This is a genomic window from Burkholderia sp. IMCC1007 (genome assembly GCF_027257875.1).
GTDB lineage: Bacteria > Pseudomonadota > Gammaproteobacteria > Burkholderiales > Burkholderiaceae > Burkholderia.
On record NZ_JAPVQY010000026.1, the window covers coordinates 1 to 23,120 of the forward strand.

Below are 23,120 nucleotides of genomic sequence, written 5' to 3' on the forward strand. Positions count from 1 at the left end.
TGCGCACGCTCGCGAACGAAAGCCGCGAACCCGGCACGTTCCGCGCGACGCTGGTCGCGCAGCCGGTCGCGCGCCCGATGCTGCGCGGCGCGCGGCCCACGACGTTCTGGCAATTCGGCACGGGCACGCAAGGGCCGGTCGTTGGCCCGCTGATCGACGTGCGCGAGGGCGACACCGTCGAAATCCGTTTCGTGAACAAGCTGCCGCAGCCGTCGACCATCCACTGGCACGGGCTGCCCGTGCCGCCCGACCAGGACGGCAATCCGTCCGATCCGGTGGCGCCGGGCGCATCGCGCGTGTACCGCTTCACACTGCCGAAGGGCAGCGCCGGCACTTACTGGTATCACCCGCATCCGCACATGATGACCGCCGAGCAGGTGTTCCGCGGGCTGGCCGGCCCGTTCGTCGTGCGCGCCGCCGACGATCCGCTCGCCGGCTGGCCGGAGCGCAACCTGTTCGTGTCCGACCTGAAGCTCGCCCGTGACGGCACGATTGCGCCGAACGACATGATGGACTGGATGAACGGCCGCGAAGGCCAGTTCGTGCTGCTCAACGGCGCGCGCCGGCCGCGGATCGACGTGGCGGGCGACGAGCGCTGGCGCGTGTGGAACGCCTGCAGCGCGCGTTATCTGCGCGTCGCATTCGACGATGGCCGCACGTTCGAGCATGCGGGCACCGACGGCGGGCTGTTCGACGCGCCGCGCCACGTCACGTCGCTGCTGCTCGCGCCCGGCGAGCGTGCGGAGCTGCTGGTGCGTGCCGGTGATCGTGCGTCGCGCGCGGTGTTGCAGGCGGCCGAATACGACCGCCGCAAGATGGCGATGTCGCACGACGACGGCCACGGCAGCCTGCCGCCCGCTCCGGCGCTGGCGCTCGCCGACGTCGCGTTCGCGCCGGCGCCCGCCCGTGCGTTGCCCGCGACGCTGCGGGCGGTGCCGGCACTGGGCGAGCCGGTCGCGCGCAAGGCGGTCGAGTTCGGCGAAGAGATGGACATGGACGCGATGATGAGCGGCCCGGCGCACGGCCGTCCGGCGGGCATGCGCTTCATGATCAACGGCGCGACCTACGCGCCGCATCGCGCGACGCTGACGAGCCGCCGCGGCGACATCGAGCGCTGGGACATCCGCAACGCGACCGACATGGACCACCCGTTCCATTTGCATGGCACGCAATTCCAGGTGATCGAGCGTGCGTCGGATGGGGCGCGCACGCGCGAACCGTTCCGCGCGTGGCGCGATACCGTGAACGTGCGCAGCGGCGAAACCGTGACGATACTCGTGTCGCAAGACATGCCCGGCGAGCGCATGTTTCACTGCCACATTCTCGAACACGAGGATCTCGGCATGATGGGCACGCTGAAAGTCGTGTAACGCGACATCGAATTTGTTTCACGCGAATGGCAAACATTCGATCTGCGCGTGCAACAAGACAATATGCGTTCAATTATCGGGATTGAACGAAAAGGCCGGCCAATCGAATTAACGAATGGCCGGCCTGAAAAAAAAGAAACCCGGCGCAATGCCGGGTTTCTTCGTCCGATATCCGGTGCCTTTATGCGGCCTGGATGTTCGACGCTTGCTTGCCCTTCGGGCCTTGAACGACCTCGAAGCTCACCTTCTGGCCTTCCTTCAGGGTCTTGAAGCCCTGCATGTTGATGGCCGAGAAGTGCGCAAACAGATCCTCACCGCCCTCGTCGGGAGTGATGAAACCGAAGCCCTTCGCGTCGTTGAACCATTTAACGATACCAGTTGCCATTTCCTACTTCCCCTGTCACACAGTCGCTGCTACTTACCACGAGCACGCTCGAAAAGCTAAACGACCGGAAAATGCAGCCGTTCCCCCCTCACAAGCTCACCTTCGGCCTCTTTCAGTTCACTAACCGGCGAATTGAAAAAAGTGCCAGCTTGATTGTTGGCGCTCTTTATTTGGGTGTCAAGAGGAATTTTTAGACGGTTGGAGGGCCGTTGTAAAGAACCCATTTTCAGGGTTTTTCCGGCTTTGCTTTGCAGCATGCCGCCAAGCGCGCGGACTTGAAAAGTCGCATAATCGGTTCATATACCAGGCTCGAGTGACACGCGATCGAGTCGTCCCGGCTTGTGGGATACTGGACGCGGATGCGACGGTCCGGTGCGGTCTCCCCCTGACGGTTCGTGTTCTGCGCCATGCGTGAAAGCCGGCACCGCAGCCGGCTTTCGTATGGCACGAAGACGATGGCGTGTCGTCGGGAACCAGGGAGGGCGCCGACCGGTCGGTCGGGTAATGGCAGGATTGCGGGCCTGTCCGAGTTGTTTAGAATGGGTGTATGGCGATTATCCCGGACAAGCAGGACAGCACCGTCCTGGAACGCAAGCAGCAGAAGCTCAAGCCGCCTTCGATGTACAAGGTGGTGCTGCTGAACGACGACTTCACGCCGATGGAGTTCGTCGTGATGGTCGTACAGGAGTATTTCAAGAAGGATCGCGAGACGGCCACGCAGATCATGCTGAAGGTCCATCGCGAGGGGCGAGGGGTATGTGGGGTCTATACGCGGGACATCGCGTCGACCAAGGTTGAGCAAGTCGTTACCCATGCGCGGCAGGCCGGGCATCCGCTGCAGTGCGTGATGGAGGAAGCATGATTGCCCAGGAATTGGAAGTCAGCCTGCACATGGCGTTCATGGAAGCACGTCAGGCGCGCCATGAGTTCATTACGGTCGAGCATCTGCTGCTGGCTCTGCTGGATAATCCGACGGCAGCCGAGGTGTTGCGCGCGTGTGCGGCCAACATCGAGGACTTGCGTCAGAACCTGCGCAATTTCATCCACGACAACACACCGACCGTTCCGGGTACCGACGATGTCGATACCCAGCCGACGCTCGGTTTCCAGCGCGTGATCCAGCGCGCGATCATGCACGTCCAGTCGACGTCGAACGGCAAGAAGGAAGTGACCGGCGCAAACGTGCTGGTGGCGATCTTCGGCGAGAAGGATTCGCATGCCGTCTACTACCTGCAGCAGCAGGGCGTGACGCGCCTCGACGTGGTGAACTTCATTTCGCACGGCATCGCGAAGACGAACGGCGGCGAAGCCGCGAAGTCGAGCGACGCGAGCGCGGAAAGCGAAGACGCGAATGCGCAGAAGGAAACGCCGCTCGCGCAGTTCACGCAGAACCTGAACCAGATGGCGAAGGACGGCCGCATCGATCCGCTGATCGGGCGCGAGCCGGAGGTCGAGCGCGTGGTGCAGGTGCTGTGCCGTCGCCGCAAGAACAATCCGCTGCTCGTGGGCGAAGCCGGCGTCGGCAAGACCGCGATCGCGGAAGGGCTCGCCTATCGCATCACGCGCGGCGAAGTGCCGGACATCCTCGCGAACGCGCAGGTCTATTCGCTCGACATGGGCGCGCTGCTGGCGGGCACCAAGTACCGCGGCGACTTCGAGCAGCGTCTGAAGACGGTGCTGAAGGAGCTGAAGGAGCGTCCGCACGCGATCCTGTTCATCGATGAGATCCATACGCTGATCGGCGCGGGCGCCGCATCGGGCGGCACGCTCGACGCATCGAACCTGCTGAAGCCGGCGCTGTCGTCGGGCACGCTCAAGTGCATCGGCGCGACCACGTTCACCGAATATCGCGGCATCTTCGAGAAGGACGCGGCGCTGTCGCGGCGTTTCCAGAAGGTCGACGTGACGGAGCCGACCGTCGAGCAGACGGTTGCGATCCTGCGCGGGCTGAAGTCGCGCTTCGAGGAGCACCACGGCGTCAAGTATTCGTCGGGTGCACTGTCGGCCGCGGCCGAGTTGTCGGCACGCTTCATCACCGACCGTCATCTGCCGGACAAGGCAATCGACGTGATCGACGAAGCGGGCGCCGCGCAGCGGATCCTGCCGAAGTCGAAGCAGAAGAAGACGATCGGCAAGAGCGAGATCGAGGAAATCATCTCGAAGATCGCGCGCGTGCCGGCGCAGAGCGTGTCGCAGGACGATCGCAGCAAGCTGCAGACGCTCGATCGCGACCTGAAGAGCGTCGTGTTCGGCCAGGATCCGGCGATCGATGCGCTGGCCGCGTCGATCAAGATGGCGCGCGCGGGCCTCGGCAAGATGGACAAGCCGATCGGCGCGTTCCTGTTCTCCGGCCCGACGGGCGTCGGCAAGACCGAAGTGGCGCGCCAGCTCGCGTTCACGCTCGGCATCGAGCTGATCCGCTTCGACATGTCGGAATACATGGAGCGTCACGCGGTGAGCCGGCTGATCGGCGCGCCGCCGGGCTATGTCGGGTTCGACCAGGGTGGGTTGCTGACCGAAGCCGTCACGAAGAAGCCGCATTGCGTGCTGCTGCTCGACGAGATCGAGAAGGCGCATCCGGACATCTTCAACGTGCTGCTGCAGGTGATGGACCACGGCACGCTGACCGACAACAACGGCCGCAAGGCGGATTTCCGCAACGTCATCATCATCATGACGACGAACGCGGGCGCCGAGTCGATGCAGAAGGCGACGATCGGCTTCACGACGCGCCGCGAGACGGGCGACGAGATGGCCGACATCAAGCGCCTGTTCACGCCGGAGTTCCGCAACCGCCTGGATTCGATCATCAGCTTCCGCTCGCTCGATGAGGAAATCATCATGCGCGTGGTCGACAAGTTCCTGATCCAGCTCGAGGAACAGCTGCACGAGAAGAAGGTCGACGCGCTCTTCACCGACGCGTTGCGCAAGCATCTCGCGAAGCACGGCTTCGACCCGCTGATGGGCGCGCGGCCGATGCAGCGGCTGATTCAGGACACGATCCGTCGTGCACTGGCCGACGAGCTGCTGTTCGGCAAGCTCCTCAACGGCGGCCATGTGACGGTCGACGTCGACGAAAACGACAAGGTGCAGTTGTCGTTCGACAAGCTCGGGAATCCGCCGCACAAGCCGAACGAAGAGACGGTCGAAGTCGAGTAAACGATAATTCGTGGTTCATGCGAACGGCGCGGGAAGTTCTCCGCGCCGTTTCGTTTTATCTGGCGCCGGCGGCGCCGTGGTGGTGCAGGGGAGTGGTAACGCAGTGACACAACAACAACGGTCGTTCGACAACATCGTCGCGCGCGAACAAGGGTTGCGCCATGCGCTGACGTCCGGGCAGATGGCGATGATCGCGATCGGCGGCGCGATCGGCACGGGGCTGTTCCTCGGCAGCGGCTTCGCGATCGGGCTCGCTGGCCCGAGCGTGCTGGTTTCGTACGCGATCGGCGCGCTGATCGCGCTGCTGCTGATGGGCGCGCTTGCGGAAATGACGGTCGCGCATCCGACGGCCGGCTCGTTCGGCGCGTATGCCGAGCACTACGTCGGCCCGCTCGCCGGCTTTCTCGTGCGCTATGCGTACTGGTTCGCGGTGGTGTTCGCGATCGGCACCGAAATCAGCGCGATCGCCGTGTTCATGAAGTACTGGTTTCCGGCCGTGCCCGGCTGGTACTGGGTGATCGGCTTCTCCGCGCTGCTGGTCGCGGTGAACCTCGCGAGCGTCACGCTGTACGGTTCGGTCGAATATGCGTTTTCGCTGCTGAAGATCGCGGCGATCATCGTATTCATCGTGCTCGGCGCCTATCTCGTGTGGTCGGCGCCGGCGGCGTCGGGCATCGGTTTCGCGAACTACACCGCGCACGGCGGCTTCATGCCGAAAGGGCCGAGGGGAACGTGGGTCGCGGTGATCGTCGCGATCTTCAGCTACATGAGCATCGAGGCCGTCGCGATCGCGGCCGGCGAGGCGCGCGATCCGCAGCACGCGGTCACCCGCGCGTTCCGCTCGACGGTGTTCCGGCTCGTGCTGTTCTATCTGCTCACGCTTGCGCTGATGCTCGCGATCGTGCCGTGGACGCAGGCCGGCACCGACGAAAGCCCGTTCGTGAAGGTGATGGCCGCGACGCACGTGCCGTATGCGGCAGGCGTGATCAACTTCGTGCTGCTGATCGCGGCGCTATCGGCAATGAACAGCCAGCTCTACGTGACGACGCGAATGATGTTCAGCCTGTCGCGCGCGCGGCTCGCGCCCGCGGTGTTCGGCCGGCTCGGCGCGAACGGCGTGCCGCGTGCGGCGCTGTGGATCTCGACGAGCGGCGTCGCGGTCGCGGCCGTGCTCGTCGCGCTGTCGCCCGACACGGCGTTTACCGTGATGATGGCGATCGCGATGTTCGGCGCGCTGCTCACGTGGCTGATGATCTTCGTCACGCATCTGCGCTTTCGCGCGCAGTATCGCGGCCCGGCGCTCGCATTCCGGATGTGGGGGCATCCGTTCGGCAGCCTGCTCGGCGCCGGGCTCGTCGCGGCAATCCTCCTGACGACCGCTTTCACGCGCGAATTCCGGATGACGATGGTGGTCGGCGTCGTCTTCGTCGTGCTGCTGACGCTCGCGTATGCGCTGCATTATCGACACCAACACGCGCGCTGACCGCGCCGGCGTGGCCGTCCACGCCGCTTTTCGTAGTCGCTAAGGTTCCGTTAAGCGAGCGGCCAGTACATTCGAGCCTGTCTGCAATGCGCGCCGGTCCGTACCGGCGCGCCGCTTCTGCAAAAAGGGGTTCGAATGAACAAACTTCCTGAAATCACGCTCGCGTTCTGGATCATGAAGATCTGCGCGACGACGCTCGGCGAAACCGGTGGCGACCTGCTGTCGATGACGCTGAACGTCGGCTACGCGGTGAGCTCGATCCTGCTGTTCGGTTTCTTCCTCGTGACGCTGGGCGCACAGCTCAAGACGACGCGCTATCGCCCGGCGATCTACTGGGCCGTGATCGTCGCGACGAGCACGGCCGGCACGACGATGTCGGACTTCATGGACCGTACGCTCGGCCTCGGCTATGCGGCCGGCTCGTCGATCCTCGTCGCGATCCTGCTGGCGATCTTCGCGGTGTGGCGCCTGAGCGGCGAATCGCTGTCGGTCGACCTGATCCGCACGCGCAAGGTCGAGCTGCTGTACTGGATCGCGATCCTGTTCTCGAACACGCTCGGCACCGCGCTCGGCGATTTCCTCGCGGACAGCTCGGGCCTCGGCTTCGGCGGCGGCGCGCTGCTGATCGGCGGACTGCTCGCGGCGATCGTGCTCGCGCACTACTACACGCGGATCTCCGGCGTGCTGCTGTTCTGGGCCGCGTTCGTGCTCACGCGTCCGTTTGGCGCAACGGTCGGCGATCTGCTGACGAAACCGGTCGCGAAGGGCGGACTCGCGCTCGGCACGGTCGGCTCGTCGGCGGTGCTGCTCGGCGTGCTGGTTGCGATGGTGATCTACGCGAGCATCGCACAGGCGCGGCGACGCGAACTCGCGCCTGCACGGATTGCGCAGACGGCGGACCGGTGAGCGGAAGCGGGCCGCATCGGCTGTAATCGAAAAAGGGGCCGCGAGGCCCCTTTCTGCATTGTGCCGTTCAGTGACGGCCGGTGCTGCCGAAGCCGCCTTCGCCGCGATCGCTTTGGTCGAAGTCGTCGACGATGTTGAACTGCGCCTGCACGACCGGCACGATCACGAGTTGCGCGAGCCGTTCGAACGGGTTCAGCACGAACTCGGTCTGGCCACGGTTCCACGTCGAGACCATCAACTGGCCCTGGTAGTCGGAATCGATCAGGCCGACGAGGTTGCCGAGCACGATCCCGTGCTTGTGGCCGAGGCCCGAGCGCGGCAGGATCAGCGCCGCGTAGCCGGGGTCGGCGAGATGAATCGCGAGGCCGGTCGGCACCAGCGTCGTCTCGCCCGGCTTCAGCGTGACGGGTGCGTCGAGGCATGCACGCAGGTCGAGCCCTGCGCTGCCGGTGGTGGCGTACGCGGGCAGGTAGTCGCGCATGCGCGCGTCGAGAATCTTCAGGTCGAGTTTCATGCGTTCGTCGAATCGGTCGGGAAGGGCGCGGCGGTGCGTGCCGCCGCGCAAGGGATCAGATCAGGCGGTTGTCGGGCAGCCGCTTCGCGATTTCGGCCACGAGCGTGTGCGCGAGTTCGTCCTTCGGTGCACGCGGCACGCGCGTGAGGCCGCCCGCTTCGAACAGCACGACCTCGTTGTCGTCGCGGCCGAACGTCAGCGGGCCGAGGTTGCCGACCAGCAGCGGCACGTTCTTGCGCTTGCGCTTCTCGTCGCCGTGCACGTCGAGGTCGCCGCTTTCGGCCGCGAAACCGACGCAGAACGGCGGATCGGGCAGCGCCGCGACCGACGCGAGGATGTCGGGGTTCTCGACGAACGCGAGCGCCGGCATCTTGCGGTCGGCCGTCTTCTTCATCTTGTGCTCGGCGGGCTGAGCGACGCGCCAGTCGGCGACCGCGGCCACCGCGATGAAGATGTCGGCATCGTTGACGGCATGCATGACCGCGTCGTACATCTGCTGTGCGGTCTGCACGTCCTGGCGGTAAACGCCCCACGGCGTGTCGAGCGCGACCGGCCCGGCGACGAGGTGTACGTCGGCGCCGGCCTGCTGCGCGGCACGCGCGAGTGCGAAGCCCATCTTGCCGCTCGAGCGGTTGGTGAGGCCGCGCACCGGATCGAGCGGCTCGAACGTCGGGCCGGCCGTGATCAGCACGCGCCGGTGCGCGAGCACCTTCGGCGCGAAGTGCGCGACGATCGCTTCATAGATCGCTTCGGGCTCGAGCATGCGGCCGTCGCCGACTTCACCGCACGCCTGCGCGCCGGAATCGGGGCCGAGCACCGACACGCCGTCGGCGCGCAGCTGCGCGGCATTGCGTTGCGTGGCCGGGTTCTGCCACATCTGACGGTTCATCGCGGGCACGACGAGCAACGGACAGTCGCGCGCGACGCACAGCGTCGACAGCAGATCGTCGGCGAACCCGTGCGCGAGCTTCGCGAGGAAGTCGGTCGACGCGGGCGCGATCACGATCGCGTCGGCTTCGCGCGACAGGTCGATGTGCGCCATGTTGTTGCCGATGCGCGCGTCCCACTGGCTCGTGTACACGGGCCGGCCGGACAGCGCCTGCATCGTGACGGGCGTGATGAACTGCGCCGCGGCTTCCGTCATCGCGACTTGCACGGTCGCGCCGGCCTTCACGAGCAGCCGCGTGAGTTCGGCGATCTTGTAGCAGGCGATGCCGCCCGTCAGGCCGAGGACGAGGTGTTTTCCTGCGAGTTCTGCGTGTGCCAACTCAGGCCTCCAAGGATCAAACGGAACGGCCGGCGAGAAGCCGGCCGTCGACACGGAGTATGCGCGCTCAGCGCGTGCCGCGCACGCGGCGCAACTCGTCGTAGATCAGCAGCACTGCGCCGACCGTGATCGCGGAGTCCGCGAGGTTGAACGCCGGGAAGTGCCACCCACCGAGGTGGAAATCGAGAAAGTCGATCACGTGGCCGTAGACGAGCCGGTCGATCACGTTGCCGAGCGCGCCGCCGAGGATCAGCGCGAGCGACACGCTGAACAGCCGCTGATGGCCGTGGCGTTTCAGCAGGAAGCAGATCACGAGCGTCGCGCCGACGCCGAGCGCGGTGAACGCCCAGCGCTGCCAGCCGCTCGCCGTCGACAGGAAGCCGAACGCGGCGCCGCGGTTGTACACCAGCACGAGATTGAAGAACGACGTCAGCGCGTGCTGCGCGCCGTACGCGAACGTCTTGAGGATCGCGATCTTCGACAGCTGATCGAACAGGATCACGATCAGCGAAATGCCGAGCCAGGGCGCGAGCGCGCCGCTGGCCGGTTTCGACAAGGTCTTCGCCATATTTAAGCAGCGCTCCGGATTTCGCCGTTTTCAAACAGGTTCGAGAAGCAGCGGCCGCACAGCGTCGGATGATCGGCGTGCGCGCCGACGTCCTCGCGGTAGTGCCAGCAGCGCTCGCACTTCTGGTACTTCGACGCGGCCACGTCGACGCTTTCCTGCGCTTCGTCGTCGACCTTCACGACGGTTGCCGCCGACGTGATCAGCACGAACTTCAGGTCGTCGCCGAGGCTCGTGAGCGCGTCGTAGCGCGCGCCGCTCGCATGCACGGCCACTTCGGCCTGCAGCGACGAACCGATGCGGTTCGCGGTGCGTGCTTCCTCGAGCGCCTTCGTCACGTTGCCGCGTACTTCGCGCAGCAGCGCCCACTTCTCGATCAGCGCGGCCGAGCCGGCGACTTTCGGATACGCGTAGTACGTTTCCGTGAACACGGTGTCGCTCGCCGGCTGGAACACCTTCCACGCTTCTTCCGCGGTGAACGACAGGAACGGCGCGAGCACGCGCAGCAGGCCGTGCGTCAGGTGGTACAGCGCGGTCTGCGCGGAGCGGCGCGCGTGTGAATCGGGCGCGCTCGTGTACAGGCGGTCCTTCAGCACGTCGAGGTAGAAGCCGCCGAGATCTTCCGAGCAGTACGTCTGCAGCTTCGCGACGACCGGGTGGAATTCGTACTTCTCGTAGTGGCCGAGCAGTTCCGTCTGCAATTGGGCGGAGAACGCGACCGCGTAACGGTCGATCTCGAGCCATTCTTCCGCCGGCACCGCATGCTGCGCGAAGTCGAAGTCCGACAGGTTCGCGAGCAGGAAGCGCAGCGTGTTGCGGATCCGGCGATAGCCTTCGGTCACGCGCTTCAGGATTTCCTCGGAGATCGCGAGCTCGCCCGAATAGTCGGTCGACGCGATCCACAGGCGGATGATTTCCGCGCCGAGGCGGTTCGCGACTTCATGCGGGTCGATGCCGTTGCCGAGCGACTTGCTCATCTTGCGGCCTTCGCCGTCGACCGTGAAGCCGTGCGTGAGCAGACCCTTGTACGGCGCGCGGCCGTCGATCATCGATGCGGTCAGCAGTGACGAGTGGAACCAGCCGCGATGCTGGTCCGAGCCTTCGAGGTACAGGTCGGCCGGGAACTGCAGCTGATCCTTGTGCGAGCCGCGCAGCACGTGCCAGTGCGTCGTGCCCGAGTCGAACCACACGTCGAGCGTGTCGCGGTTCTTCTCGTACAGGTTCGCGTCGTCGCCGATCAGCTCGCGCGGGTCGAGCGACTGCCACGCCTCGATGCCCGCCTGCTCGACGCGCTTCGCGACTTCCTCGAGCAGCTCGAGCGTGCGCGGGTGCAGCTCGCCGGTTTCCTTGTGCACGAAGAACGCCATCGGCACGCCCCACTGGCGCTGGCGCGACAGCGTCCAGTCGGGGCGGTTCGCGATCATGCTGAACAGGCGCTGCTTGCCCCACGACGGGTAGAACGCGGTCGCGTCGATGCCTTCCAGCGCGGTTTCGCGCAGCGTCTTGCCGCCTTCGCGCGGCGTCACGTCCATGCCGGCGAACCACTGCGACGTCGCGCGGTAGATGATCGGCGTCTTGTGGCGCCAGCAGTGCATGTAGCTGTGCTTGTAGTGCTCGCTGCGCAGCAGCGAGCCGGCTGCGTTCAGCGCGTCGACGACCTTCGGGTTTGCGTCCCAGATCGACAGGCCGCCGAACAGCGGCAGGGATTCGATGTAGCGGCCGTCGCCCATCACCGGGTTGATGATGTCCGAGTCGGTCATCCCGTGCGCCTTGCACGACTGGAAGTCCTCGATACCGTACGCCGGCGACGAGTGCACGACGCCGGTACCGGTGTCGGTCGTCACGTAGTCGCCGAGGTAGACGGGCGCGGTGCGCTGGTAGCCGGGGTGGGCCGCCGCGAGCGGGTGGTGGAAGCGCAGGTTCGCGAGCTTCACGCCGGGCGCGGTCGCGACGACGCGGCCGGTCAGCTTGAAGTCGGCCATGCACGCTTCGACGCGCTCTTCCGCGATGATCAGCAGCCCGCGCTCGGTGTCGACCAGCGCGTAGACGATTTCCGGATGAAGGTTCAGCGCCTGGTTGGCGGGGATCGTCCACGGCGTGGTGGTCCAGATCACGATGCCGCCTTCGGCGCGCGGCAGCGCCGGCAGGCCGAACGCGTGCGCGGTCTTTTCCGGTTCAGCGAACGCGAACATCACGTCGATCGTCGGGTCGGTGCGGTCCTTGTACTCGACTTCCGCTTCCGCGAGCGCCGAGCCGCAGTCGAAGCACCAGTTGACCGGCTTCAGCCCACGGTACACGTAGCCCTTTTCGATGATCTTGCCGAGCGCGCGGATTTCTTCCGCCTCGTTCACGAAATTCATCGTCTTGTACGGATTCGCCCAGTCGCCGAGCACGCCCAGGCGCTTGAAGCCGACCTTCTGCTTTTCGATCTGCTCGGTCGCGTAAGCGCGCGCCTTGCTCATCACTTCGGCCGCCGGCAGCGACTTGCCGAACTGCTTCTCGATCTGGATCTCGATCGGCATCCCGTGGCAATCCCAGCCCGGCACGTACGGCGCGTCGAAGCCGGCCATGTTGCGCGACTTGACGACGATGTCCTTCAGGATCTTGTTGACCGCGTGGCCGAGGTGGATGTCGCCGTTCGCATACGGCGGGCCGTCGTGCAGGATGAACTTCGGCCGGCCCTTGCTGGCCGCGCGGATCTTCTCGTAGATGCCGCGCTCTTCCCACTCCTTGACCCACTGCGGCTCGCGCTTGGGCAGGTCGCCGCGCATCGGGAACGGCGTGTCGAGCAGGTTGACCGGATACTTGGCCTGCGGTTTCGAATCGGCTTTCTTGTTGCTCATGATGGGATCGCTATCAAATCGGGGGACGCTCGTGCGTCGTGAATCGGGGTGCGCGCGCGTCGGCGGCGCGAGGAAGGCGGTGCGGGGTGCCGCCGGCCGGATCAGCTAATTCGGTCGGTCGCCGACGTCGAGAAGCCGGTTGCACTGCTGCCCGGCGCGCGGTCGCGCTCGATGAAGTACGCACGCGCATTCGCGACGTCCAGCGCGATCGCGCGCGACAGCGCCTCGAGATCGTCGAACTTCGCCTCGTCGCGCAGCTTCTTCAGGAATTCGACGCGGATCAGCTTGCCGTACGCATCGCCGTGCCAGTCGAGCAGGTGGACCTCGAGCAGCACGCGGCCCGAATCGTCGACGGTCGGGCGCAGCCCGAGGCTCGCGACGCCCGGCAGCGGCGTGGGGCCGAGGCCGTGCACCTGCACGACGAAGATGCCCGCCAGCGCCGGCCGCTTGTGTGCGATCGGCAGGTTCAGCGTCGGGAAGCCGAGGTCGCGGCCGAGCTTGAGCCCGTGCGCGACGTGGCCGCTGATCAGGTAGCCGTGGCCGAGCGCCTGCGCGGCCGCGTGAAGATCGCCCGCCGCGAGCGCCGCACGCACGCCGGAGCTCGAGATGCGCGTGCCGTCGCTGCCGGCGACCGTGCCCATCTGCTCGACCTCGAAGCCGTACTGCTCGCCGGCTGCCTTCAGCGTGTCGAAAGTGCCCGCGCGCTTCGCGCCGTAGCAGAAGTCGTCGCCGACCATCATCCAGCGCGTGTGCAGCCCGTTCACCAGCGTGCGTTCGACGAACGCCTGCGGCGACTGGCTCGCGAACGTGTGGTTGAAGTGCTCGACGACGACGCGGTCGACGCCGTGATCGCGCAGCGCTTCCAGCTTGTCGCGCAGCATCGCGATACGCGGCGGCGCGCCGGCCGGATTGAAGAATTCGCGCGGGTGCGGCTCGAACGTCATCACGCACACGGGCAGGCCGCGCGCGTCCGCTGCGGCGCGCACGCGCGCGAGCAGGGCCTGGTGGCCGCGATGGACACCGTCGAAGTTGCCGATCGTCAGCGCGCAAGGCGCGCGGCTTTCGGCGTTGGGCAGGCCGCGGAAGACTTTCACGATAGCGGATGCAGCGTCGGGGGATGGGCGGTGGGATGCCGCAAAGCAGAAGATTATAAACGTTCGGGCGGCCCGGCGGCCGAGAAGGGGGGAAACGCGAGGGCGAATGGTAAAATTCGCGGATGAAAAAACTCGTGATCCTGATTTCCGGTCGCGGCAGCAACATGGAGGCCATCGTCCGCGCATGCGCGCAGGAACGCTGGCCAGCCGAGATTGCCGCCGTGATCGCCAACCGGCCCGATGCGGCCGGCCTGGCTTTTGCCGCGTCGCACGGGGTGGCGACCGCGGTGGTCGACCATCGCTCGTTCGACGGCCGCGACAGCTTCGATGCGGCGCTCGCCGCCGAAATCGACCGTTTCGCACCCGATCTCGTCGTGCTTGCCGGCTTCATGCGCATCCTCACGCCCGATTTCGTCAGACGATATGAGGGCCGGCTGCTGAACATCCATCCGTCGCTGCTGCCGAGCTTCAAGGGCATCCACACGCACCAGCAGGCGCTGGATGCCGGCGTCGCGCTGCACGGCGCGAGCGTGCATTTCGTCATTCCCGAACTCGACAGCGGCGCGATCGTCGCGCAGGGCGCGGTGCCCGTGCGCGCGGGCGACGACGCGGCCGCGCTCGCGCAGCGCGTGCTGACGGTCGAGCACGTGCTGTATCCGCGTGCGGTGCGCTGGTTCGTCGAGGGGCGCCTGCGCCTCGACAACGGGCGGGCGGTGGTGGCGCCGGAAGAGGCGCGCTGGATTTTCGCGGATCAACCGCATACCAAAACGAGCGAGGGCGTATGAAGCTGCACGGATTCCTGATTGGCCAGACCGAGACCTTGCTGGCCGAGGTGCTGAAATTCGCCGGCCCGGCCGACGCGACGACGAGCCGGTTCTTCCGCGCGCACCCGAAGCTCGGCCACGCCGAGCGCGGCGTGATCGCCGAGGCCGTATTCGCGGTGCTGCGCCGGAAGATGGAGTTTTCGCATCTCGCCGAAAGCGGCACGGGCACGCCCGCGCGGCGCCTCACGCTGCTCGGCCTGATGCAGACGGTCGGTCGCAATGCGCTGAAGCCGTTCCTGTCCGATACCGAGGCCGCATGGCTCGAGCACGTATCGAAGATCGATCCGGCGAGCCTGCCGGTGCGCGTGCGCACGAACCTGCCGGACTGGATCTACCAGGCGCTGTCGGCCCGCTTCGACGCCGAGGAGCTCGGGCAGCTCGCCGCCGCGCTGAACTACCCGGCGCCGCTCGACCTGCGCGCCAATGCGCAGAAAGCGACGCGCGACCAGGTGATCGACGCGCTGCGCGCGAACGGCATCGACGCGGGCGCGACGCCGTTCGCGCCGTACGGCGTGCGGGTCGTCGGCAAGCCGGCGCTCACGCGCCTGAAGCTGTTCGAAGAAGGCCAGATCGAGGTGCAGGACGAAGGCAGCCAGCTGCTGTGCTCGCTCGTCGCGCCGCGTCGCGGCGAGATGGTCGTCGATTTCTGCGCGGGCGCCGGCGGCAAGACGCTCGCGCTCGGCGCGATGATGCGTTCGACCGGGCGCCTGTATGCGTTCGACGTGTCGGAGAAGCGTCTCACGAAGCTGAAGCCGCGCCTTGCGCGCAGCGGTCTGTCGAACGTGAATCCGGTGCTGATCGACAGCGAGCACGATGCGAAGATCAAGCGGCTTGCCGGCAAGATCGACCGCGTGCTGGTCGACGCGCCGTGCAGCGGCCTCGGCACGCTGCGCCGCAATCCCGACCTGAAGTGGCGCCAGACGCGCACGTCGATCGACGAGCTCGCGCCGAAGCAGGCGTCGATTCTCGCGAGCGCGGCGCGTCTCGTGAAGAAGGGCGGCCGCCTCGTCTACGCGACCTGCAGCGTGCTCGACGCGGAGAACGAAGCGATCGTCGAGCAGTTCCTGGCCGACCATCCGGAGTTCGCGCTGGTGCCCGCGCAGAAGGTGCTGGCCGACCAGCGCATCGAACTCGAGACTGGCGACTACCTGTCGCTGTGGCCGCACCGCCACGCCACCGACGGCTTCTTCGCCGCGGTGCTGGAACGCCGCCCGCAGTAACGGACGCATGCACGGATGATGCAGAATCGTCTGCTGTCGCATCGGCTCGCGTCGGTCATCCGCGACTTCAACCAGCCGGTGATGATCTGGCAGGCGGCGATCCTGGTCGGCGCGCTGTGTTTCGCGTGGGTGGCCGCGCGCTTCGTGCACGGCCGCATCGACGCGCGCCGGCGGGCTGCCGGCCGCGTGCCCGGCGCCGGCGCGCAGAGCCTGAAGCGCGCGCTGTTCCCGCTGTTCGGCGGGCTGTTCGTGCTGGCGGCCCAGCTTGCGTTCGACCCGTTCATGTCGACGTCGCTGCTGTCGCTCGCGCTCGTGCCGCTGTTCGGCATCGGGTTCATCTACGTGCTGTTCTTCTTCGCGCGGCGCGTGTTCGCGCGCGACGGCCACACGCATGCGTGGTTGTCGGTCGTCGAGAAGATCGTGTCGGTGATCGTGTGGGCGGCGATGGTGTTCACCGTGCTCGGGATCCAGTCCGACGTGATCGCATGGCTCGACAGCGTGCAGTTTCGCGTCGCGAATGCGCACCTCACGCTGCTGTCGGTGATTTCCGGCGCACTGTGGGTCTGCGTGACGCTGATGGTCGCGATGTGGCTCGGCTCGGTGCTCGAGGAACGCCTCGCGCGCTCGAGCACGCTGGATGCGAACCTGAAGGTCGTGCTGTCGCGCGTCGGCCGCGCGCTGCTGGTGTTCGCGGCGATCCTGATCGGGCTGTCGCTGGTCGGCATCGACGTGACGGTGCTCGGCGTGTTCGGCGGTGCGCTCGGGGTCGGCCTCGGCTTCGGGCTGCAGAAGATCGCGAGCAACTACGTATCGGGCTTCATCATCCTGCTCGACCGCTCGCTGCGGCTCGGCGACGCGATCAGCGTCGGCGGGCTGCAGGGCATCGTCACGCAGATCCGCACGCGCTACACGGTCGTGCGCGGCCTCGACGGCAACGAGACGCTGATCCCGAACGAGAAGCTGATCACCGACGTCGTGCAGAACCAGTCGTCGTACCTGACGCGCGGTTACGCGAAGGTCGCCGTGCAGGTCGCCTATACGAACGACGTGGAGCAGGCGCTGTCGGTGCTCGCGCAAGCCGCGAAGGGCGTGCCGCGCGTGCTCGCCGAGCCGGCGCCGGCGCCGTACCTCGTCAGCTTCGGCGCGGACGGGATCGACCTGGAGCTCGGCTTCTGGATCGAGGATGCGGCGAAGGGCACGTCGGGCGTGCGCTCGGCGGTGAATCGCAACATCTGGCGGCTCTTCGGCGAACACGGGATCTCGATTCCGTTCCCGCAGCGCGAGGTGCGCGTGGTCGGCCTGCCGGACGGGTTTGCCGCGACCGGCGTGGTGGCCGAGGGCGTGCCGGTGGCCGGCAGCGGCACCGCCGACGGGCAGGTGTCGGCCGCTTAGGCACGCGTTGCCGGCGGGAGCGGCGTGAATCCGGCCGATTCGGGCCGTCGGGCGGCCAGAAGCGGATCGCGGCGCCTTCCTGGTCCGTCGATGGACTATCAGTCTTGCTTCATGACAAGAAAATATTCATTTTTTACAAAGACTTGGAACGGTTGAAGTAAAATTCCGGTCTACACGCGGTATGCTTTCATTTTTATGACGCCAGCGTGGCGTCGCTCTCATCACGGGTAACTGCCTTGTTGAATTCTGTGCTCGATTTTCTTTCCCACGGGCTCCTGCATTTTTCGTGGTGGCAGGTCGCGTTGTTCGCGCTCGCCGTCACGCACGTCACGATCATCGGCGTGACCGTCTACCTGCACCGCTGCCAGGCGCACCGCGCGCTGGAGCTGCATCCGATCGCGAGCCACTTCTTCCGTTTCTGGCTGTGGATGACCACCGGCATGCTGACCGGCCAGTGGGCGGCGATTCACCGCAAGCACCACGCGAAGTGCGAGACCGAGGAAGATCCGCACAGCCCGCAGACGCGCGGCATCTGGAAGGTGTTCCTCGAGGGCGCGGAGCTGTATCGCGCGGAAGCGAAGAACGAAGAGACGATGCGCAAGTTCAGCCACGGCACGCCGAACGACTGGGTCGAGCGCAACGTGTACTCGAAGTACCCGATTCTCGGCATCAGCATGATGATGGTGATCGACGTCGCGCTGTTCGGCGTGCTTGGCCTGACCGTGTGGGCCGTGCAGATGGTGTGGATTCCGTTCTGGGCGGCTGGCGTCGTCAACGGTTTCGGCCACTTCTGGGGCTACCGCAACTTCAATTCGGCCGATGCGAGCACGAACCTGTTCCCGTGGGGCATCGTGATCGGCGGTGAAGAACTGCACAATAACCACCACACGTTCGCGACGTCGGCGAAGCTGTCGAACAAGTGGTACGAGTTCGACATCGGCTGGATGTACATCCGCATCATGTCGGCGTTCGGTCTCGCGAAGGTGAAGAAGGTCGCGCCGACGCCGCGCCTGAACAAGCCGAAGACGGTGCTCGACCAGGAAACGCTGCAGGCCGTGTTGTCGAACCGCTACGAAGTGATGGCGCGCTACGGCAAGGCCGTGAAGCGTGCGTACCGTCAGGAGCTCGCGCATCTGAAGGAACTCGGTTCGAGCGAGAAGTACCAGCTGATGCGCGGCGCGCGCAAGTGGTTCCACAAGGATGCCGACGGCCTCGACGAGCCGCAGAAGAAGCTGCTGCCGGAGATCTTCGCCAACAGCCAGAAGCTGCATACGTACTTCCAGCTGCGCCAGGATCTGGCCGCAATCTGGGATCGCTCGACCGCCTCGCGCGAACAACTGCTCGCGCAATTGCAGGATTGGTGTCATCGCGCGGAACAAAGCGGGATCAAGTCGCTGCAGGAATTCGCAACGCGCCTGCGTCGCTACGCCTGATTCGAAATCGATTAGAATCTCAGGACGTCACAAACCCCGCGTTGGCGGGGTTTTTTCTTTTGGGCGGCCGGTTTTCAAAAGACGACCGGACGTGCCGGAATTGGTATGAGGCTTGGGGCTGCACCGACGTGGCACCCCGGGGGCGAGCGTAGCGGATAGGGCCGAAGCAGGCGCTGAGCACTGACTCGGGTCGACCGCGAAGCATGGGACCGGAGGCAAGCGCCAAAGCGCAACTCCGGTCGACAGGAGATATGGAGATGCAATCGACGATCAAATCCGTCGAGTACGACCGGCCGGTCTCGGCAGGGACCGTCTGTGGCGTCGGGCAGGCATGGGCGAAGGTGCCCGATGCACCGTCCGCCGAAGAACGCGCGGCACTGAAGGCACGCATCAAGGCGCTGCTCGTACGTGAAAAAGCCGTGCTGGTCGCCCACTACTACGTCGATGCCGAACTGCAGGAACTGGCCGACGAAACCGGCGGCTGTGTCGCCGATTCGCTCGAAATGGCCCGCTTCGGCCGCGATCACGACGCGCAGACGCTCGTCGTCGCCGGCGTGCGCTTCATGGGCGAAACCTCGAAGATCCTGAGCCCGGGCAAGCGCGTGCTGATGCCCGATCTCGATGCAACCTGTTCGCTCGACCTCGGTTGCCCGGTCGACGAATTCTCCGCGTTCTGCGATGCGCATCCCGACCGCACCGTCGTCGTCTACGCGAACACCAGCGCCGCGGTGAAGGCGCGCGCCGACTGGATGGTCACGTCGTCGATCGGCCTCGAGATCGTCGCCGACCTGCATGCGCGCGGCGAGAAGATCATCTGGGCGCCCGATCGCCATCTCGGCAGCTACATCCAGAAGAAGACCGGCGCCGACATGCTGCTGTGGCAGGGCTCGTGCCTCGTGCACGACGAATTCAAGGGCATCGAGCTCGACCTGCTGCGCGCCGAATATCCGGATGCGAAGGTGCTGGTGCACCCCGAGTCGCCGGAAAACGTCGTCGCGCAGGCGGACGTCGTCGGCTCGACCACGCAACTGATCGACGCAGCCGTGAAGTTCGACGCGAAGCACTTCATCGTCGCGACCGATCTCGGCATCCTGCACAAGATGCGGCTCGCGGCACCCGGCAAGACCTTCATCGCCGCGCCGACGGCCGGCAACAGCGCGACCTGCAAGAGCTGCGCGCACTGCCCGTGGATGGCGATGAACGGCCTCGCGAATCTCGCCGACGTGCTCGAGCGCGGCCACAACGAGATCTTCGTCGATCCCGCGATCGGCGAACGCGCGCGCCTGCCGATCGACCGGATGCTCGATTTCGCAGCCGCACACAAGAAACGCGTGCAGGCGAGCGGCGATCTGCAGCGCGACCAGCAACTGTTCGCGAACGTGGGAGCGGCGTAATGAACGTCCCCCACGCTCACATTCGTGCACTGCCCCTCGAGGGGGCGGCCTCCTTCGTTGGGGGCGGCCCGGCGGGAGCCGCCGCGACAGCAGTCTCCCCGCTGTTCGACAGCGTGCGTGCGCAGTACGGCGCGGCATTCGACGAAGCGATCGCGCGCAACGTCGCCGATGCGATCGCCGAAGACGTCGGCACCGGCGACCAGACCGGGCGGCTCGTGCCGGCCGACGAGCGTCGCCACGCGCGCATCATCGTGCGCGAAGAAGCGGTGTTGTGCGGCGTGCCGTGGTTCGAGGCCGTCATCGCACGGATCGACCCGTCGATCGTCGTGCAATGGCGCTATCGCGAAGGCGACCGGATGCTGGCGGACTCGACCGTGTGCGAACTCGAAGGGCCGGCGCGCGCACTGCTGACGGCCGAGCGCAACGGGCTGAACTTCCTGCAACTGCTGTCGGGCGTCGCGAGCGCGACGCGCCGTTACGTCGACCGTGTCGACGGGACGCGCGCGAAGATTCTCGATACGCGCAAGACGCTGCCGGGCCTGCGGCTCGCGCAGAAGTACGCGGTGCGGGTCGGCGGCGGCGAAAACCAGCGCCTCGCGCTGTACGACGGGATTCTGATCAAGGAGAACCACATCGCGGCCGCCGGCGGCGTCGGCGAGGTGCTCGACGCGGCGTTCGCGCTCGATGCGGGCGTGCCCGTGCAGATCGAAGTCGAGACGCTCGCGCAACTCGACACGGCGCTCGCACACGGCGCGCATTCGGTGCTGCTCGACAACTTCACGCTCGACATGATGCGCGAAGCGGTGCGCGTGGCGAACGGCAAGGCAGTGCTCGAAGTATCGGGCGGCGTCAATTTCGATACGGTGCGCGCGTTCGCGGAGACGGGTGTCGATCGCATCTCGATCGGCGCGCTGACGAAGGACGTGCGCGCGACCGACTATTCGATGCGGATCGTCGACTGATCGAACGTCGTCTGGTCAGATGAAAAAGCCGTTGGCGCGCAAACGCCAACGGCTTTTTTCTTGCGCTGCGGCCGCAGCTGCGAAAGGGCGGCGCGCTGCTCAGCGTCGCGCGCGCGGCGTGAGCACGCTCGGCAGCGCCTTCGGCAGCGTATGCGGCCAGTCGCGGCTGTAGTGCAGCCCGCGGCTTTCGCGCCGCGAATACGCGCTCTTCACGATCAGCGTCGCGACGTCGACGAGATTGCGCAGCTCGAGCAGGTCGCGCGTCACGCGGAAGTTCGCGTAGTACTCGTGGATTTCGTCGCGCAATAGCGACAGCCGGTGCTTCGCACGTTCGAGGCGCTTGTCGGTGCGCACGATGCCGACGTAGTTCCACATCAGGCGGCGCAGCTCGTCCCAGTTGTGGGCGACGACGACTTCCTCGTCCGCATCCGACACGCGGCTTTCGTCCCAGGCCGGCAGCGTGGCCGGCGTGGCGGCATCGTAGCCGGCCGCCTCGATCGCCTCGGCGGCCGCGCGGCCGATCACCAGGCACTCGAGCAGCGAGTTGCTCGCGAGCCGGTTCGCGCCGTGCAGCCCCGTGTACGACGTTTCGCCCACCGCATACAGGCCCGCGAGATCGGTGCGCCCCGCGAGATCGGTGACGACGCCGCCGCACGTGTAGTGCGCGGCCGGCACCACGGGGATCGGCTGTTTCGCGATGTCGATGCCGAATTCGAGGCAGCGCGCGTGGATCGTCGGGAAGTGTTCGCGCAGGAACGCTTCCGGCTGGTGGCTGATGTCGAGATACACGCAGTCGATCCCGCGCTTCTTGATCTCGAAGTCGATCGCGCGCGCGACGATGTCACGCGGCGCGAGTTCGGCGCGCGGATCGTGCGCGGGCATGAAGCGCGTGCCGTCGGGCAGCTTCAGCAGGCCGCCTTCGCCGCGCACGGCCTCCGAAATCAGGAACGACTTCGCGTACGGGTGGAACAGGCAGGTCGGGTGGAACTGGATGAACTCCATGTTCGACACGCGGCAACCCGCACGCCACGCCATCGCGATGCCGTCGCCGGTCGCGGTGTCGGGGTTGGTCGTGTACAGGTAAACCTTGCCTGCGCCGCCGGTCGCGAGCACCGTGTGCGGTGCCTCGATCGTGATCGTGCGGTCGTTGTCGACGTCGAGCGCATACAGGCCGTGACAGCGGCGGCCGGGCAGGCCGAGCCGGTCCGACGTGATCAGGTCGATCGCGTGGTGGTTCTCGAAGAAGGTGATGTTCGGATGCTGGCGCGCACACTCGGACAGCGTCGCGAGCACCGCATGGCCGGTTGCGTCGGCCGCATGGATGATCCGGCGGTGACTGTGGCCGCCTTCGCGCGTCAGATGGAAGCCGAGCTCGGCCGCGTCGTCCTTCGTGAACGGCACGCCCTGCGAGATCAGCCATTCGATCGCTTCGCGGCCATGTTCGACGATGTAGCGCGTCGCGCCTTCGTCGCAGAGTCCGCCACCGGCGACCAGCGTGTCGTCGACGTGGTTCTCGATGCTGTCCGCGGAGTCGAGGACGGCCGCGATGCCGCCCTGCGCGTTATCGCTCGCGCCCTCCATCATCGAGCGTTTCGCGATCAGCGCGACACGTCGCGTGCTGGCCAGGTTGAGTGCGACCGACAGCCCTGCCAGGCCGCTGCCGACGATCGCCACGTCGAATTTCATGCTGCATCTCCATCGTTACGCTTTAGATCTTGTGCGTTCCGTCGGCCGTGGCCGCGGAAAGGGGAGAGCATACCGCGTCGGGCTCATACGTGCGCGCAAAACCCGCGCAAAACAAAAAGCCCCGCATGTGCGGGGCTTTTTGGTCGCCGTCAGGCTCGCAGAAACCGGAGATTACTTGATCTTGGTTTCTTTGTATTCCACATGCTTGCGGACGACGGGATCGAACTTCTTGATCGCCATCTTTTCCGGCATGTTGCGCTTGTTCTTCGTGGTCGTGTAGAAGTGACCCGTACCAGCGGTCGACTCGAGCTTGATCTTGTCGCGTGCGCCTTTTGCCATGATAGTGCTCCTTGGGCTTAGGCTTCGCCGCGTGCGCGCAGGTCAGCGAGCACGGAATCGATGCCGTTCTTGTCGATCAGGCGCAGGCCCGCGTTGGAAACGCGCAGGCGCACCCAGCGGTTTTCGCTCTCAACCCAGAACCGGCGGTTTTGCAGGTTCGGGAGGAAGCGGCGCTTCGTCTTGTTGTTTGCGTGGGAAACGTTGTTGCCGCTCATCGGCGCTTTCCCAGTTACTTGGCATACGCGTGCCATGAGAGCACTCCTAATACGCTAAATTCGGGGTTC

Annotated in this window: 21 protein-coding genes; 11 read left to right on the forward strand and 10 right to left on the reverse strand. The window is 66.0% G+C overall.

What is annotated here, in order from left to right; all coding sequences use genetic code 11:
* Window positions 1-1,370, forward strand: a 1,370-nt coding sequence (locus tag O1Q03_RS21540) for a multicopper oxidase family protein (protein ID WP_269505979.1), incomplete at its 5' end; no start/stop codon positions are given.
* A 181-nt stretch (window positions 1,371-1,551) separates the two neighbouring features.
* Here O1Q03_RS21540 and O1Q03_RS21545 read toward each other — a convergent pair.
* Window positions 1,552-1,755, reverse strand: a complete 204-nt coding sequence (locus O1Q03_RS21545; RefSeq protein ID WP_004196460.1) for a cold-shock protein — start codon at window positions 1,753-1,755, stop codon at window positions 1,552-1,554.
* Window positions 1,756-1,811: 56 nt separating this feature from the next.
* On the reverse strand, window positions 1,812-2,012 hold the full coding sequence (locus O1Q03_RS21550; protein WP_269505980.1) for a hypothetical protein: 201 nt from the start codon (window positions 2,010-2,012) through the stop codon (window positions 1,812-1,814).
* 290 nt (window positions 2,013-2,302) lie between these two features.
* Here O1Q03_RS21550 and clpS point away from each other — a divergent pair, with 290 nt between their 5' ends.
* From clpS to O1Q03_RS21570, 4 genes are all read left to right on the forward strand, one after another.
* On the forward strand, window positions 2,303-2,617 hold the full coding sequence (gene clpS, locus O1Q03_RS21555) for an ATP-dependent Clp protease adapter ClpS (RefSeq protein WP_006398529.1): 315 nt from the start codon (window positions 2,303-2,305) through the stop codon (window positions 2,615-2,617).
* Window positions 2,614-4,914: an ATP-dependent Clp protease ATP-binding subunit ClpA gene (gene clpA / locus O1Q03_RS21560; RefSeq protein ID WP_269505981.1), complete on the forward strand. Its 2,301-nt coding sequence runs from the start codon at window positions 2,614-2,616 to the stop codon at window positions 4,912-4,914. The genes clpS and clpA overlap by 4 nt, the downstream gene beginning before the upstream one ends.
* A gap of 103 nt (window positions 4,915-5,017) precedes the next feature.
* Window positions 5,018-6,397, forward strand: a complete 1,380-nt coding sequence (locus O1Q03_RS21565; protein WP_269505982.1) for an amino acid permease — start codon at window positions 5,018-5,020, stop codon at window positions 6,395-6,397.
* 135 nt (window positions 6,398-6,532) lie between these two features.
* Entirely contained in the window at window positions 6,533-7,303 is a 771-nt protein-coding gene (locus O1Q03_RS21570; protein ID WP_269505985.1) for a COG4705 family protein, read from the forward strand.
* Window positions 7,304-7,370: 67 nt separating this feature from the next.
* Here the strand turns inward: O1Q03_RS21570 and dut are convergent, their stop codons facing one another.
* From dut to O1Q03_RS21595, 5 genes are all read right to left on the reverse strand, one after another.
* Window positions 7,371-7,817: a dUTP diphosphatase gene (gene dut, locus O1Q03_RS21575; RefSeq protein ID WP_175719333.1), complete on the reverse strand. Its 447-nt coding sequence runs from the start codon at window positions 7,815-7,817 to the stop codon at window positions 7,371-7,373.
* 55 nt (window positions 7,818-7,872) lie between these two features.
* The gene (gene coaBC, locus O1Q03_RS21580; protein WP_269505989.1) at window positions 7,873-9,084 is read right to left on the reverse strand and encodes a bifunctional phosphopantothenoylcysteine decarboxylase/phosphopantothenate--cysteine ligase CoaBC; all 1,212 of its coding nucleotides are present in this window, start codon (window positions 9,082-9,084) and stop codon (window positions 7,873-7,875) included.
* A 67-nt stretch (window positions 9,085-9,151) separates the two neighbouring features.
* Window positions 9,152-9,652 carry a signal peptidase II gene (lspA, locus tag O1Q03_RS21585; protein ID WP_269505990.1) on the reverse strand — a complete coding sequence of 167 codons (501 nt, stop codon included), beginning with the start codon at window positions 9,650-9,652 and terminating at the stop codon, window positions 9,152-9,154.
* A gap of 2 nt (window positions 9,653-9,654) precedes the next feature.
* On the reverse strand, window positions 9,655-12,492 hold the full coding sequence (gene ileS / locus O1Q03_RS21590) for an isoleucine--tRNA ligase (RefSeq protein ID WP_269505992.1): 2,838 nt from the start codon (window positions 12,490-12,492) through the stop codon (window positions 9,655-9,657).
* A gap of 101 nt (window positions 12,493-12,593) precedes the next feature.
* Window positions 12,594-13,586: a bifunctional riboflavin kinase/FAD synthetase gene (locus O1Q03_RS21595; RefSeq protein ID WP_269505993.1), complete on the reverse strand. Its 993-nt coding sequence runs from the start codon at window positions 13,584-13,586 to the stop codon at window positions 12,594-12,596.
* 122 nt (window positions 13,587-13,708) lie between these two features.
* On the opposite strand from O1Q03_RS21595, the gene purN reads away from it, so the two are divergent.
* The 6 genes from purN to nadC all read left to right on the forward strand — a co-directional run bounded on the left by purN (window position 13,709) and on the right by nadC (window position 20,811).
* A complete protein-coding gene (gene purN, locus O1Q03_RS21600) occupies window positions 13,709-14,371 on the forward strand; it encodes a phosphoribosylglycinamide formyltransferase (RefSeq protein WP_269505995.1) in 663 nt (220 codons plus the stop codon).
* Window positions 14,368-15,630, forward strand: coding sequence for an RsmB/NOP family class I SAM-dependent RNA methyltransferase (locus O1Q03_RS21605; RefSeq protein ID WP_269505996.1), 1,263 nt, complete (start codon window positions 14,368-14,370; stop codon window positions 15,628-15,630). The genes purN and O1Q03_RS21605 overlap by 4 nt, the downstream gene beginning before the upstream one ends.
* A gap of 18 nt (window positions 15,631-15,648) precedes the next feature.
* A complete protein-coding gene (locus O1Q03_RS21610; RefSeq protein ID WP_269506088.1) occupies window positions 15,649-17,022 on the forward strand; it encodes a mechanosensitive ion channel family protein in 1,374 nt (457 codons plus the stop codon).
* A gap of 236 nt (window positions 17,023-17,258) precedes the next feature.
* Window positions 17,259-18,455 (forward strand): DesA family fatty acid desaturase, encoded by a 1,197-nt coding sequence (locus tag O1Q03_RS21615; protein WP_269505997.1) that lies wholly within the window; start codon window positions 17,259-17,261, stop codon window positions 18,453-18,455.
* Between the two features lie 257 nt (window positions 18,456-18,712).
* Window positions 18,713-19,849, forward strand: a complete 1,137-nt coding sequence (gene nadA / locus O1Q03_RS21620; RefSeq protein WP_269505999.1) for a quinolinate synthase NadA — start codon at window positions 18,713-18,715, stop codon at window positions 19,847-19,849.
* Window positions 19,849-20,811 carry a carboxylating nicotinate-nucleotide diphosphorylase gene (nadC, locus tag O1Q03_RS21625; RefSeq protein ID WP_269506001.1) on the forward strand — a complete coding sequence of 321 codons (963 nt, stop codon included), beginning with the start codon at window positions 19,849-19,851 and terminating at the stop codon, window positions 20,809-20,811. The genes nadA and nadC overlap by 1 nt, the downstream gene beginning before the upstream one ends.
* Window positions 20,812-20,910: 99 nt before the next feature.
* Here nadC and nadB read toward each other — a convergent pair whose 3' ends face one another.
* The 3 genes from nadB to rpmB all read right to left on the reverse strand — a co-directional run bounded on the left by nadB (window position 20,911) and on the right by rpmB (window position 23,087).
* Complete coding sequence (gene nadB / locus O1Q03_RS21630; protein ID WP_269506002.1) at window positions 20,911-22,497, reverse strand: L-aspartate oxidase; 1,587 nt, start codon at window positions 22,495-22,497, stop codon at window positions 20,911-20,913.
* Window positions 22,498-22,668: 171 nt separating this feature from the next.
* Window positions 22,669-22,836 (reverse strand): 50S ribosomal protein L33, encoded by a 168-nt coding sequence (gene rpmG, locus O1Q03_RS21635; RefSeq protein ID WP_006478046.1) that lies wholly within the window; start codon window positions 22,834-22,836, stop codon window positions 22,669-22,671.
* Window positions 22,837-22,853: 17 nt separating this feature from the next.
* The gene (gene rpmB, locus O1Q03_RS21640; protein ID WP_004186391.1) at window positions 22,854-23,087 is read right to left on the reverse strand and encodes a 50S ribosomal protein L28; all 234 of its coding nucleotides are present in this window, start codon (window positions 23,085-23,087) and stop codon (window positions 22,854-22,856) included.
* Between the last annotated feature and the right edge of the window lie 33 nt (window positions 23,088-23,120).

Excerpts from the sequence above, each read along its gene's own strand:
- O1Q03_RS21570 (WP_269505985.1), top strand. The coding sequence starts at position 6,533 with ATGAACAAACTTCCTGAAATCACGCTCGCGTTCTGGATCATGAAGATC.
- O1Q03_RS21550 (WP_269505980.1), bottom strand. The coding sequence starts at position 2,012 with ATGCTGCAAAGCAAAGCCGGAAAAACCCTGAAAATGGGTTCTTTACAA.
- clpS (WP_006398529.1), top strand. The coding sequence starts at position 2,303 with ATGGCGATTATCCCGGACAAGCAGGACAGCACCGTCCTGGAACGCAAG.
- nadA (WP_269505999.1), top strand. The coding sequence starts at position 18,713 with ATGCAATCGACGATCAAATCCGTCGAGTACGACCGGCCGGTCTCGGCA.
- nadC (WP_269506001.1), top strand. The coding sequence starts at position 19,849 with ATGAACGTCCCCCACGCTCACATTCGTGCACTGCCCCTCGAGGGGGCG.
- dut (WP_175719333.1), bottom strand. The coding sequence starts at position 7,817 with ATGAAACTCGACCTGAAGATTCTCGACGCGCGCATGCGCGACTACCTG.
- lspA (WP_269505990.1), bottom strand. The coding sequence starts at position 9,652 with ATGGCGAAGACCTTGTCGAAACCGGCCAGCGGCGCGCTCGCGCCCTGG.
- purN (WP_269505995.1), top strand. The coding sequence starts at position 13,709 with ATGAAAAAACTCGTGATCCTGATTTCCGGTCGCGGCAGCAACATGGAG.
- ileS (WP_269505992.1), bottom strand. The coding sequence starts at position 12,492 with ATGAGCAACAAGAAAGCCGATTCGAAACCGCAGGCCAAGTATCCGGTC.
- rpmB (WP_004186391.1), bottom strand. The coding sequence starts at position 23,087 with ATGGCACGCGTATGCCAAGTAACTGGGAAAGCGCCGATGAGCGGCAAC.
- O1Q03_RS21605 (WP_269505996.1), top strand. The coding sequence starts at position 14,368 with ATGAAGCTGCACGGATTCCTGATTGGCCAGACCGAGACCTTGCTGGCC.
- rpmG (WP_006478046.1), bottom strand. The coding sequence starts at position 22,836 with ATGGCAAAAGGCGCACGCGACAAGATCAAGCTCGAGTCGACCGCTGGT.
- clpA (WP_269505981.1), top strand. The coding sequence starts at position 2,614 with ATGATTGCCCAGGAATTGGAAGTCAGCCTGCACATGGCGTTCATGGAA.
- nadB (WP_269506002.1), bottom strand. The coding sequence starts at position 22,497 with ATGAAATTCGACGTGGCGATCGTCGGCAGCGGCCTGGCAGGGCTGTCG.
- O1Q03_RS21545 (WP_004196460.1), bottom strand. The coding sequence starts at position 1,755 with ATGGCAACTGGTATCGTTAAATGGTTCAACGACGCGAAGGGCTTCGGT.
- O1Q03_RS21610 (WP_269506088.1), top strand. The coding sequence starts at position 15,649 with ATGCAGAATCGTCTGCTGTCGCATCGGCTCGCGTCGGTCATCCGCGAC.